At 55.6% G+C, this 12,341-nt stretch carries 16 protein-coding genes; 1 reads left to right on the top strand and 15 read right to left on the bottom strand.

Annotated elements, in window-relative coordinates; all coding sequences use genetic code 11:
* Window positions 1-138 precede the first annotated feature (138 nt).
* A complete protein-coding gene (gene uvrA / locus FBY10_RS13310; RefSeq protein ID WP_065925355.1) occupies window positions 139-2,973 on the top strand; it encodes an excinuclease ABC subunit UvrA in 2,835 nt (944 codons plus the stop codon).
* Between the two features lie 65 nt (window positions 2,974-3,038).
* Here uvrA and bfr read toward each other — a convergent pair whose 3' ends face one another.
* The 15 genes from bfr to rpsH all read right to left on the bottom strand — a co-directional run bounded on the left by bfr (window position 3,039) and on the right by rpsH (window position 12,244).
* Complete coding sequence (bfr, locus tag FBY10_RS13305; RefSeq protein ID WP_032884537.1) at window positions 3,039-3,503, bottom strand: bacterioferritin; 465 nt, start codon at window positions 3,501-3,503, stop codon at window positions 3,039-3,041.
* Window positions 3,504-3,658: 155 nt separating this feature from the next.
* On the bottom strand, window positions 3,659-5,107 hold the full coding sequence (locus FBY10_RS13300; protein ID WP_145336808.1) for a catalase: 1,449 nt from the start codon (window positions 5,105-5,107) through the stop codon (window positions 3,659-3,661).
* A 243-nt stretch (window positions 5,108-5,350) separates the two neighbouring features.
* The gene (rplQ, locus tag FBY10_RS13295) at window positions 5,351-5,737 is read right to left on the bottom strand and encodes a 50S ribosomal protein L17 (protein ID WP_003176402.1); all 387 of its coding nucleotides are present in this window, start codon (window positions 5,735-5,737) and stop codon (window positions 5,351-5,353) included.
* Window positions 5,738-5,778: 41 nt separating this feature from the next.
* Window positions 5,779-6,780: a DNA-directed RNA polymerase subunit alpha gene (gene rpoA / locus FBY10_RS13290; protein ID WP_003176403.1), complete on the bottom strand. Its 1,002-nt coding sequence runs from the start codon at window positions 6,778-6,780 to the stop codon at window positions 5,779-5,781.
* Between the two features lie 22 nt (window positions 6,781-6,802).
* Entirely contained in the window at window positions 6,803-7,423 is a 621-nt protein-coding gene (gene rpsD / locus FBY10_RS13285; protein ID WP_003176404.1) for a 30S ribosomal protein S4, read from the bottom strand.
* Between the two features lie 18 nt (window positions 7,424-7,441).
* Window positions 7,442-7,831, bottom strand: coding sequence for a 30S ribosomal protein S11 (rpsK, locus tag FBY10_RS13280; RefSeq protein ID WP_002555466.1), 390 nt, complete (start codon window positions 7,829-7,831; stop codon window positions 7,442-7,444).
* 30 nt (window positions 7,832-7,861) lie between these two features.
* Window positions 7,862-8,218 carry a 30S ribosomal protein S13 gene (gene rpsM / locus FBY10_RS13275; protein WP_024077676.1) on the bottom strand — a complete coding sequence of 119 codons (357 nt, stop codon included), beginning with the start codon at window positions 8,216-8,218 and terminating at the stop codon, window positions 7,862-7,864.
* A 129-nt stretch (window positions 8,219-8,347) separates the two neighbouring features.
* Entirely contained in the window at window positions 8,348-8,464 is a 117-nt protein-coding gene (gene rpmJ / locus FBY10_RS13270) for a 50S ribosomal protein L36 (protein WP_002555468.1), read from the bottom strand.
* A gap of 27 nt (window positions 8,465-8,491) precedes the next feature.
* The gene (secY, locus tag FBY10_RS13265; RefSeq protein ID WP_003176406.1) at window positions 8,492-9,820 is read right to left on the bottom strand and encodes a preprotein translocase subunit SecY; all 1,329 of its coding nucleotides are present in this window, start codon (window positions 9,818-9,820) and stop codon (window positions 8,492-8,494) included.
* Complete coding sequence (gene rplO / locus FBY10_RS13260; protein ID WP_003176407.1) at window positions 9,821-10,258, bottom strand: 50S ribosomal protein L15; 438 nt, start codon at window positions 10,256-10,258, stop codon at window positions 9,821-9,823. It lies immediately after the preceding gene.
* Window positions 10,259-10,261: 3 nt separating this feature from the next.
* The gene (gene rpmD / locus FBY10_RS13255) at window positions 10,262-10,438 is read right to left on the bottom strand and encodes a 50S ribosomal protein L30 (RefSeq protein WP_003176408.1); all 177 of its coding nucleotides are present in this window, start codon (window positions 10,436-10,438) and stop codon (window positions 10,262-10,264) included.
* Window positions 10,439-10,440: 2 nt separating this feature from the next.
* A complete protein-coding gene (rpsE, locus tag FBY10_RS13250) occupies window positions 10,441-10,941 on the bottom strand; it encodes a 30S ribosomal protein S5 (protein WP_003186035.1) in 501 nt (166 codons plus the stop codon).
* Between the two features lie 3 nt (window positions 10,942-10,944).
* On the bottom strand, window positions 10,945-11,295 hold the full coding sequence (gene rplR / locus FBY10_RS13245) for a 50S ribosomal protein L18 (RefSeq protein ID WP_003186037.1): 351 nt from the start codon (window positions 11,293-11,295) through the stop codon (window positions 10,945-10,947).
* Window positions 11,296-11,305: 10 nt separating this feature from the next.
* The gene (gene rplF, locus FBY10_RS13240) at window positions 11,306-11,839 is read right to left on the bottom strand and encodes a 50S ribosomal protein L6 (RefSeq protein WP_003176412.1); all 534 of its coding nucleotides are present in this window, start codon (window positions 11,837-11,839) and stop codon (window positions 11,306-11,308) included.
* A 12-nt stretch (window positions 11,840-11,851) separates the two neighbouring features.
* Window positions 11,852-12,244, bottom strand: coding sequence for a 30S ribosomal protein S8 (gene rpsH / locus FBY10_RS13235; protein WP_003176413.1), 393 nt, complete (start codon window positions 12,242-12,244; stop codon window positions 11,852-11,854).
* Window positions 12,245-12,341: the final 97 nt, after the last annotated feature.

Raw genomic sequence — 12,341 nt, 5'->3', positions numbered from 1 at the left:
CATCGATTGAGAGGGTATATGCGGCGCTTTGCCGCGCAGCTTTCATGTAAGGCTGCAAGCGGCCTTTTGACAGTGTATATTCATCCAGTCTTTAGCCGTATACTCCGGCATTATTTACGCCCGCCGTGCGAGGCCATCTTGGACAAGATCCTGATTCGTGGGGCTAGAACCCACAACCTGAAGAACATCGACCTGACCCTGCCCCGGGACAAACTGATCGTCATCACCGGCTTGTCCGGCTCCGGCAAATCGTCCCTGGCGTTCGATACGCTGTATGCCGAAGGTCAGCGTCGTTATGTGGAATCGCTGTCGGCCTATGCCCGTCAGTTCCTGTCGATGATGGAAAAGCCAGACGTCGACACCATTGAAGGCCTGTCGCCGGCGATTTCCATCGAACAGAAGTCGACCTCCCATAACCCGCGTTCTACCGTAGGCACCATCACCGAAATCTACGACTACCTGCGCCTGCTGTACGCGCGGGTGGGTATCCCCCGTTGCCCGGACCACGATATTCCGCTGGAGGCCCAGACCGTCAGCCAGATGGTCGACCTGGTGCTGGCCCAGCCGGAAGGCGCCAAGCTGATGCTGCTGGCGCCGGTGATTCGCGAGCGTAAGGGCGAACATCTCTCTGTATTCGAAGAGCTGCGTGCACAGGGCTTTGTACGTGCGCGCATCAACGGCAAGCTGTATGAGCTGGACGAAGCGCCGAAACTCGACAAGCAGAAGAAGCACTCGATTGATGTAGTGGTCGATCGCTTCAAGGTACGGGCCGACCTGCAGCAGCGTCTGGCGGAATCGTTCGAGACCGCGTTGAAGCTGGCAGACGGTATAGCCCTGGTGGCGCCGATGGATGACGAGCCGGGCGAGGAGATCATCTTCTCCGCACGCTTTGCCTGCCCGATCTGTGGCCACGCCATCAGCGAGCTGGAACCCAAGCTGTTCTCCTTCAACAACCCGGCCGGCGCCTGTCCGACCTGCGATGGCCTGGGCGTGAAGCAATTCTTCGACATCAAGCGCCTGGTCAACGGCGACCTGACGTTGGCGGAGGGAGCGATACGCGGCTGGGACAGGCGTAACGTCTACTATTTCCAGATGCTGGGATCGTTGGCGTCTCACTACAAGTTCAGCCTTGAAGTGCCATTCAACCAACTGCCGGCAGATCAGCAGAAGGTCATCCTCAATGGCAGTGGCTCGCAGAACGTCGACTTCAAGTACCTGAACGACCGTGGCGACATCGTCAAGCGCTCCCACCCGTTCGAAGGTATCGTGCCGAACTTGGAGCGGCGCTACCGTGAGACTGAATCGGCGAGCGTGCGCGAAGAGCTGGCGAAATTCCTCAGCACTCAACCTTGCCCGGATTGCCGGGGCACTCGCCTGCGTCGTGAAGCGCGGCATGTGTGGGTCGGCGAAAAAACCTTGCCCGCGGTGACCAACCTGCCGATCGGCGATGCCTGCGAATACTTTGGTGTACTGAAGCTGACAGGACGACGTGGGGAAATTGCCGACAAGATCCTCAAGGAAATTCGCGAGCGCTTGCAGTTCCTGGTTAACGTCGGCCTGGATTATCTATCCCTGGACCGCAGTGCCGACACCTTGTCCGGCGGTGAAGCGCAGCGGATTCGCCTGGCCAGCCAGATTGGTGCCGGCCTGGTGGGGGTGTTGTACATCCTCGATGAACCATCGATTGGTTTGCACCAGCGCGATAACGATCGCCTTCTGGGCACGTTGAAACACCTGCGGGACATCGGCAACACGGTGATCGTGGTCGAGCACGATGAAGACGCGATTCGCCTGGCGGACTACGTGGTCGACATTGGCCCAGGCGCCGGCGTGCATGGTGGGCATATTGTCGCCGAAGGCACGCCTGCCGAGGTAATGGCACACCCCGACTCGTTGACCGGCAAGTACCTGTCTGGCCGCGTGAAAATCGCAGTGCCAGCCAAGCGCACACCGCGCAACAAGAAGATGGCATTGCACCTCAAGGGCGCGCGCGGCAACAATTTGCGCAATGTAGACTTGGAAATTCCCCTGGGCCTGCTGACCTGCGTGACCGGTGTTTCCGGCTCAGGCAAGTCGACGCTGATCAACAACACATTGTTCCCCCTGAGTGCCACCGCCTTGAACGGCGCCACTACCCTGGAAGCAGCCGCGCACGACAGCATTAAGGGCCTGGAACACCTGGACAAGGTGGTCGATATTGACCAGAGCCCGATTGGCCGCACACCGCGCTCCAACCCGGCTACCTATACCGGGCTGTTCACGCCAATTAGGGAACTGTTCGCTGGCGTGCCGGAATCCCGTTCTCGGGGCTACGGTCCTGGCCGGTTCTCTTTCAACGTCAAGGGCGGGCGTTGCGAAGCGTGCCAGGGCGACGGCTTGATCAAGGTGGAGATGCACTTCCTCCCGGACATCTACGTACCGTGCGATGTGTGCAAGAGCAAGCGTTATAACCGCGAAACCCTGGAGATCAAGTACAAGGGCAAGAGTATCCATGAAACCCTTGAGATGACCATCGAGGAAGCTCGAGTGTTCTTCGACGCAGTCCCGGCGTTGGCGCGCAAGCTGCAGACATTGATGGATGTGGGTCTGTCGTATATCAAGCTGGGACAGTCGGCGACTACGTTGTCCGGTGGTGAGGCGCAGCGGGTGAAGCTGTCTCGCGAGCTGTCCAAACGCGATACGGGCAAGACCTTGTATATCCTGGATGAACCAACAACCGGCCTGCACTTCGCGGATATTCAGCAGCTGCTGGACGTGTTGCACCGCTTGCGAGACCACGGCAACACCGTGGTGGTGATCGAGCATAACCTCGATGTGATCAAGACCGCCGACTGGCTGGTTGATCTAGGGCCGGAAGGCGGATCCAAGGGTGGCCAGATCATTGCCGTAGGTACCCCGGAGCAGGTCTCCGAGATGCCGCAATCGCATACTGGTTATTACTTGAAACCATTGCTGGCGCGCGACCGGGCCTGATATCAAGGCTCAATAAAAAGCCCCTGTCACTGCTGAGGTGACAGGGGCTTTTTTGTAGCCGGAAATCAGAACTGCGATTGCAGGTAATTCTCCAGCCCCACCAACTTGATCAGGCCCAGCTGCTTTTCCAGCCAGTAGGTGTGATCTTCTTCGGTATCGTTCAACTGCACGCGCAGGATTTCCCGCGTGACGAAGTCGCTGTGCTGCTCGCAGAGTTCGATGCCCTTGCAGAGCGCGGCACGCACTTTGTATTCAAGGCGAAGATCGGCTGCGAGCATATCAGGTACGCTGGTGCCCACGTCCAGGTCGTCGGGACGCATACGTGGCGTGCCTTCGAGCATCAGGATACGGCGCATCAGTGCATCGGCGTGCTGTGCCTCTTCTTCCATTTCGTGGTTGATACGCTCGTAGAGTTCGGTAAAACCCCAGTCTTCGTACATACGCGAATGGATGAAATATTGGTCACGAGCGGCCAGTTCGCCCGTCAGCAACGTGTTGAGGTAATCGATTACGTCGGGGTGACCTTGCATCGCTCTACATCTCCCTGCTTGAAAGTCTGTAGTTTGAACCATGATGACTCGGAGGTCACTGGACTAACGGCAGAAAAGTGAAGATTTCCGGAGAAAAGTAGCTGAAATAACGCAAAAACCGCCCAAATGAGGGCGGTTCTGCTTATCGTTTAGAGTCAGTTAAGCGATACACCCAGCGCCTTTGCGATTGCTTCTCCATAAGCAGGATCTGCCTTATAGAAGTGCTGCAATTGACGCTGGACCACATCACTGGAAACTCCGCCCATTGCCCCCGCGATGTTGCTGGTGAGCAATGTCTTCTGCTCATCGCTCATCAGGCGGAACAGCGCACCGGCATGGCTGTAGTAGTCGGTGTCTTCACGGTGATCGTAACGATCAGCTGCACCGCTCAAAGCCAACGCTGGCTCGGCGTACTGAGGCGCTTGCTTTGGTGCTTCGGCGTAGCTGTTCGGTTCGTAGTTCGGAGTCGCACCACCATTGCTGCCAAATGCCATCGAGCCATCACGCTGGTAGCTGTTCACCGGGCTGCGTGCAGCGTTCACCGGCAGTTGCTGGTGGTTGGTACCCACTCGGTAGCGGTGAGCATCTGCGTAAGCGAATACGCGGCCTTGCAGCATGCGGTCTGGCGATAAGCCAACACCTGGAACCATGTTGCTTGGACCGAATGCTGCCTGCTCCACTTCAGCGAAGTAGTTCTGCGGGTTACGGTTAAGCTCCAACTCGCCCACTTCAATCAACGGAAACTCTTTCTGCGACCAGGTTTTGGTCACATCAAACGGATTCTCGTAATGAGCATTAGCTTGGGCTTCGGTCATGATCTGGATGCAAACCCGCCATTTCGGGAAGTCACCACGCTCGATCGCACCAAACAGATCACGCTGGGCATAATCAGGATCGGTACCGGCCAAGCGTGCAGCCTCAGCCGGCGCCAGGTTCTTGATACCTTGCTTGGTCTTGTAGTGCCACTTCACCCAGTGCCGCTCGCCGTTGGCGTTAATCAAGCTGTAGGTGTGGCTACCAAAGCCGTGCATATGACGGTAGCCATCGGGAATGCCGCGGTCCGAAAACAGAATGGTGACCTGATGCAGCGCTTCGGGAGAGTGCGACCAGAAGTCCCACATCATTTGCGCGCTTTTCAGGTTACTTTGCGGCAAGCGCTTCTGAGTATGGATGAAATCTGGGAATTTCAGCGGATCGCGTATGAAGAACACCGGCGTGTTGTTACCCACGATGTCCCAATTGCCTTCTTCGGTGTAGAACTTCAAGGCAAAACCACGGGGATCGCGCTCAGTGTCTGCCGAACCACGCTCACCACCCACAGTGGAGAAACGCAGGAACGTTGGAGTTTGCTTACCAACGGACTCGAACAATTTGGCGCTGGTGTACTGGGTAATGTCTCGGGTGACCGTGAAGGTACCGTAGGCACCCGACCCCTTGGCGTGCACGCGACGCTCAGGGATGTTTTCGCGGTTGAAATGGGCAAGCTTCTCGATCAGGTGAAAATCGTCAAGAAGCAGCGGGCCGCGCGGGCCGGCTGAACGGGAATTCTGGTTGTCCGCAACGGGAGCGCCGCTGGCGGTGGTAAGGATTTTATTCTGGCTCATGCTCAATTTTCCTCAGGTCGGACTTGGAACTGCCGGCTAATCGGCCTGGAGGAAGTATTGCCGATCAAGATGACACCATCAAATTTATTAAATCATGGTCTTTGATAGAGAATAACTAACCAACCACCAGTACAAAATTGGGAGCTTAGGAAAGTCGGCAGCGACCTGAAAAATATAGATCGCTTTTGCTACACCCACAAAAAACCGGGCACTGGGCCCGGTTCTTAGTTACAGCTTGTCGTCTTACTCGGCGCTTACAGCTTCGCCAGCAGTAGCACGATCAACCAACTCGACGTACGCCATAGGCGCGTTGTCGCCAGCGCGGAAACCGCACTTGAGGATGCGCAGGTAGCCACCCTCACGGGTAGCGTAACGCTTGCCCAGGTCGTTGAAGAGCTTACCAACGATAGCTTTCGAACGAGTACGGTCGAAAGCCAGACGGCGGTTAGCCAGGCTGTCTGTCTTGGCCAAAGTGATCAGCGGCTCAGCAACGCGACGCAGTTCTTTAGCTTTCGGCAGTGTAGTTTTGATCAGCTCGTGCTCGAACAGCGACACCGCCATGTTTTGAAACATGGCCTTGCGGTGCGAGCTGGTACGGCTCAGGTGACGACCACTTTTACGATGACGCATGGTTCATTCCTTACCAAACTCACGTTCGGTGATTACGACGATCAGGCAGTCGCCTTGTCGTCCTTCTTAAGACTTGCAGGCGGCCAGTTGTCGAGGCGCATGCCGAGGGACAGACCGCGGGAGGCCAGAACGTCCTTGATTTCAGTCAAGGATTTCTTGCCCAGGTTCGGAGTCTTCAACAGTTCTACTTCGGTACGCTGAATCAGGTCGCCGATGTAGTAAATGTTTTCCGCCTTAAGGCAGTTAGCCGAACGTACAGTCAGTTCCAGATCGTCAACCGGGCGAAGCAGGATCGGATCGATCTCGTCTTCCTGCTCGATTACCACTGGTTCGCTGTCACCTTTGAGGTCGACGAACGCAGCCAACTGCTGTTGCAGAATGGTTGCAGCGCGGCGGATAGCCTCTTCAGGATCCAGAGTACCGTTGGTTTCCAGATCAATAACCAGCTTGTCCAGGTTAGTACGCTGCTCGACACGGGCGTTTTCCACCACGTATGCGATACGGCGAACCGGGCTGAACGAAGAGTCAAGCTGCAAGCGACCAATGCTGCGGCTTTCGTCTTCATCGCTCTGACGCGAGTCGGCCGGTTCATAACCACGACCACGAGCTACGGTGAGCTTCATGTTCAGGGCGCCGTTAGACGCCAGGTTAGCGATTACGTGATCGGGGTTAACGATCTCGACATCATGATCCAGCTGAATATCGGCAGCGGTAACCACCCCCGAACCCTTCTTCGACAAGGTCAGCGTAACTTCGTCACGGCCGTGCAGCTTGATAGCCAGACCTTTAAGGTTCAACAGGATTTCAATTACGTCTTCCTGTACACCTTCGATGGCGCTGTACTCGTGGAGCACACCGTCAATCTCGGCCTCGACTACTGCACAGCCGGGCATTGAGGACAACAGGATGCGGCGCAGCGCGTTGCCCAGGGTGTGGCCAAAACCACGCTCGAGAGGCTCGAGAGTGATCTTGGCGCGGGTTGGACTGACAACCTGCACATCAATGTGGCGGGGTGTCAGGAACTCATTTACCGAAATCTGCATGGATGCACCTATTTTCTAGCCCTTACTTGGAGTAGAGCTCGACAATCAGGCTTTCGTTGATGTCGGCGGACAGATCACTGCGAGCAGGAACGTTCTTGAAAACGCCCGACTTCTTCTCAGTGTCTACTTCTACCCATTCTACGCGGCCACGTTGGGCACACAGATCGAGAGCTTGGACAATGCGAAGTTGGTTTTTTGCTTTCTCGCGAACTGCGACCACGTCACCAGCACGAACCTGGTAGGACGGAACGTTTACGGTCTGACCGTTAACGCTGATCGACTTGTGCGATACCAGCTGACGGGATTCGGCACGAGTCGAACCAAAGCCCATACGGTATACAACGTTGTCCAGACGGCATTCGAGCAGTTGCAGCAGGTTTTCACCGGTTGCACCTTTCTTGCCAGCAGCTTCTTTGTAGTAGCCGCTGAACTGACGCTCGAGAACGCCGTAGATACGACGGACCTTCTGCTTTTCACGCAGTTGGGTGCCGTAATCGGACTGGCGACCGCGGCGTTGGCCGTGGATACCAGGTGCTGCTTCAATGTTGCACTTCGATTCGATCGCGCGCACGCCGCTCTTCAGGAAGAGATCGGTGCCTTCGCGACGAGCGAGTTTGCATTTTGGACCAATGTAACGAGCCATTCTTTACAATCTCCTGGATTACACGCGGCGCTTCTTCGGCGGACGGCACCCGTTGTGCGGGATTGGCGTCACGTCGGTGATGCTGGCGATCTTATAGCCACAGCCGTTCAAAGCACGGACAGCAGACTCACGACCTGGACCTGGACCCTTGACGTTAACGTCGAGGTTTTTCAGGCCATATTCCAGCGCAGCTTGACCAGCACGTTCAGCAGCTACTTGAGCAGCAAACGGGGTGGACTTGCGGGAACCGCGGAAACCCGAACCACCGGAGGTAGCCCAAGAAAGCGCGTTACCTTGACGGTCGGTGATGGTCACGATGGTGTTGTTAAAAGATGCATGGATGTGGGCGATGCCATCAACCACTGTCTTTTTAACTTTTTTACGAGGACGAGCAGCAGGTTTTGCCATGATAATTTTCCTGTCGATTCGCTGGGGCGATTACTTGCGGATCGGCTTACGCGGACCTTTACGGGTACGCGCGTTAGTCTTGGTACGCTGACCGCGTACTGGAAGACCACGACGATGACGCAGACCGCGATAGCAACCGAGGTCCATCAAACGCTTGATTTTCATGTTGATTTCGCGACGCAGGTCACCTTCAGTGGTGAACTTCGCCACTTCGCCACGCAGCAATTCAATCTGCTCGTCGCTCAGATCCTTGATCTTAGCGGCTGGGTTTACCCCAGCAACCGCGCAAATCTTCTGCGCAGTAGTGCGACCAACACCATAGATGTAGGTCAGCGAGATAACAGTGTGCTTGTTATCTGGAATGTTAACGCCTGCAATACGGGCCATTCAGTGGGACTCCAATTGACAGCTACCTACGCCCCGGAAGCCAAGAAATAGGGCGCGAGATAATATCGCTGTAATAACAAATAATCAACCCGGCAGCGCACTAGCTGCCGGGCTTCAAGCGGATCACACTCAGCCTTGGCGCTGTTTGTGACGCGGTTCCGCGCTGCAAATTACTCGAACAACACCTTCGCGGCGAATAATCTTGCAGTTACGGCACAGCTTTTTCACCGATGCACGAACTTTCATCACCAACTCCTCGAACCTTATGGGTACTCAGCGCAACATGCCGCTGCCGTAACCCTTCAGGTTGGCTTTCTTCATCAGGGATTCGTACTGGTGCGAAACGAGGTGCGATTGTACTTGGGACATGAAGTCCATCACAACCACGACCACGATCAGCAACGAGGTCCCGCCAAGGTAGAACGGAACGTTTGCTGCAACCACCAGGAACTGGGGCAACAAGCACACGGCCGTCATATATAGAGCACCGAACAGGGTCAAACGAGTCAGAACGCCATCAATGTAGCGTGCAGACTGCTCACCTGGACGAATACCCGGAATAAAGGCACCGGACTTCTTCAGGTTTTCCGCTACGTCTTTCGGATTGAACATCAACGCCGTATAGAAGAAGCAGAAGAAAATAATCCCTGCACTAAACAGCAGAATATTCAACGGCTGACCAGGAGCGATCGACTGAGAGAGGTCCTGCAGCCAGCCCATATTTTCAGACTGACCAAACCAGGTACCCAACGAAGCCGGAAACAGCAAAATGCTGCTCGCGAAAATTGCCGGAATAACACCGGCCATATTCACTTTCAGCGGCAAGTGGCTGGTCTGCGCAGCAAAAACCTTACGGCCCTGCTGACGCTTGGCGTAGTGAACAGCAATACGACGCTGGCCACGCTCAATGAACACCACAAAACCGATAATCGCTACTGCCAGCAAACCGATGGCAACCAGGGCAAAGATATTGATATCACCCTGACGCGCAGACTCGAAAGACTGCCCGATTGCTCTCGGAAGACCGGCGACGATACCTGCGAAAATCAACATCGAGATACCGTTACCAACACCACGCTCAGTAATCTGCTCACCCAGCCACATCATGAACATCGCACCAGCCACAAAAGTGGATACCGCGACGAAATGGAAGCCAAAGTCACCAGTGAACGCAACACCCTGCCCCGCCAAGCCAACGGACATGCCGATAGCTTGAACCAGGGCGAGGATGACAGTGCCGTAGCGGGTGTACTGGCTAATCTTGCGACGGCCAGCTTCACCTTCCTTCTTCAACTGCTCCAGCTGCGGGCTGACGGCGGTCATCAGTTGCATGATGATCGATGCCGAGATGTACGGCATGATCCCCAGTGCAAAAATGCTCATCCGTTCCAGCGCGCCGCCAGAAAACATGTTGAACAAGCTAAGAATGGTCCCCTCATTCTGTCGAAACAGGTCTGCGAGTCGGTCCGGGTTGATACCTGGAACCGGGATGTGTGCGCCTATTCGGTAGACGATAATCGCCAGGAACAGAAAACGCAGACGAGCCCAAAGTTCAGACATACCGCCTTTGCCGAGCGCTGAGAGAGCACCTTGCTTAGCCATTTATTCCTCGAACTTGCCGCCAGCTGCTTCGATAGCCGAACGCGCACCTTTGGTGGCGCCGATTCCCTTGCCGATAGTGACAGCGCGAGTCACTTCACCGGACAGCATGATTTTCACACGCTGTACGTTGACGTTGATCACGTTGGCATCTTTCAGGGTCTGCACAGTAACGATGTCGCCTTCCACTTTAGCCAGCTCGGACAGACGCACTTCTGCGCGGTCCATGGCCTTCAGGGAAACGAAACCGAACTTAGGCAGGCGACGATGCAGCGGCTGTTGACCGCCTTCAAAGCCTGGAGCAATGGTGCCACCGGAGCGGGAGGTTTGACCTTTGTGGCCACGGCCACCAGTCTTACCCAAACCGCTACCGATACCACGGCCCGGACGATGCTTTTCGCGACGGGAACCCGGCGCTGGACTCAGATCATTGAGTTTCATCGATTAACCCTCGACACGCAGCATGTAGTAAGCCTTGTTGATCATCCCGCGATTCTCGGGAGTATCCTGGACTTCTACAGTGTGACCGATGCGACGCAGACCCAAACCCTTAACGCACAATTTGTGGTTAGGGATGCGGCCGGTCATGCTTTTGATCAGCGTTACTTTAACGGTAGCCATGATCAGAAGATCTCCTTGACGCTTTTGCCACGCTTGGCGGCAATGGATTCAGGAGATTGCATAGCTTTCAAACCTTTGAAAGTGGCGTGAACCACGTTTACCGGGTTAGTCGAGCCATAGCACTTGGCCAGAACGTTCTGAACACCAGCAACCTCGAGGACAGCACGCATAGCGCCGCCAGCGATGATACCGGTACCTTCAGAAGCAGGCTGCATGTACACCTTCGAAGCGCCGTGAGCGGACTTCATTGCGTACTGCAGCGTGGTGCCGTTCAGGTCAACTTGGATCATGTTGCGACGAGCAGCTTCCATTGCCTTCTGGATCGCAGCAGGCACTTCACGTGACTTGCCACGGCCGAAGCCAACGCGCCCTTTACCATCACCAACCACGGTCAACGCGGTGAAAGTGAAGATACGGCCGCCTTTAACGGTTTTGGCTACGCGGTTAACTTGAACCAGCTTCTCAATGTAGCCTTCGTCGCGCTTTTGGTCGTTATTTGACATAACTTAGAACTCCAGCCCAGCTTCACGAGCAGCATCAGCCAGCGCTTTAACGCGGCCGTGGTACTTGAAGCCAGAGCGGTCGAAAGCCACTTGCGAGACGCCGGCGGCCTTAGCACGCGTAGCGACCAGCTGGCCAACCTTTGTGGCCGCGTCGATGTTGCCAGTGGCACCATCACGCAGTTCTTTATCCAAAGTCGAGGCGCTGGCCAAGACTTTGTTGCCGTCGGCCGAGATGACCTGGGCGTAGATGTGCTGCGACGAGCGGAACACGCAGAGACGCACGACTTCGAGTTCGTGCATTTTCAGGCGTGCTTTGCGAGCGCGACGCAGTCGAGTAACTTTTTTGTCGGTCATTTGCTATGCCCTACTTCTTCTTGGCTTCTTTACGACGGACGACTTCGTCCGCGTAGCGCACACCTTTGCCTTTGTACGGCTCTGGTGGACGGAAGTCGCGGATCTCAGCAGCCACTTGACCTACCAGTTGCTTATCGATGCCCTTGATCAGGATATCGGTCTGGCTAGGAGTCTCAGCGGTGATGCCTTCCGGCAGTTCGTAATCCACTGGGTGCGAGAAGCCAAGGGCCAGGTTCAAAACCGTGCCTTTTGCTTGCGCTTTGTAACCAACACCGACCAGCTGGAGCTTACGCTCGAAGCCTTGGCTTACGCCTTGGACCATGTTGTTTACCAACGCACGCGTGGTACCAGCCATTGCGCGAGTTTGTTGATCGCCATTGCGAGCAGCGAAACGCAGCTCACCAGCTTCTTCAACGATCTCAACGGACGAATGGATATTCAGTTCAAGAGTGCCCTTGGCACCCTTCACCGAAAGCTGTTGGCCTGCGAATTTGACTTCGACACCGGCTGGCAGCTTAACGGGGTTCTTAGCGACGCGAGACATGCTTATCCCCCCTTAGAACACAGTGCAAAGAACTTCGCCGCCGACACCGGCAGCGCGCGCAGCACGATCCGTCATCACACCTTTGTTGGTGGAGACGATAGACACGCCCAGACCGCCACGAACTTTCGGCAGATCTTCAGCGGACTTGTACTGACGCAGGCCTGGACGGCTAACGCGCTTCACTTCCTCGATGACCGAGCGGCCTTCGAAGTACTTCAGCTCGATGGACAGCAGTGGTTTGATTTCGCTGCTGATCTGATAACCCGCAATGTAGCCTTCGTCTTTCAGGACTTTGGCAACAGCAACCTTCAACTTGGAAGACGGCATGCTTACGACGGACTTTTCAGCCATCTGGGCATTACGGATACGAGTTAGCATGTCCGCTAACGGGTCCTGCATACTCATGGGCTAGACGCTCCTAATACAAAAAAATTAGCCTTGCGGCTACATATGTCGCTGAGAATCTCCGGGTAAAAAACACGGGCTCAGGCGAGCCGCGTAT

Source organism: Pseudomonas sp. SJZ103, from assembly GCF_007828335.1.
Lineage (GTDB): Bacteria > Pseudomonadota > Gammaproteobacteria > Pseudomonadales > Pseudomonadaceae > Aquipseudomonas.
Note: the sequence above shows the minus strand (reverse complement) of the source record. Positions and strands in the feature narration are given on the sequence as shown.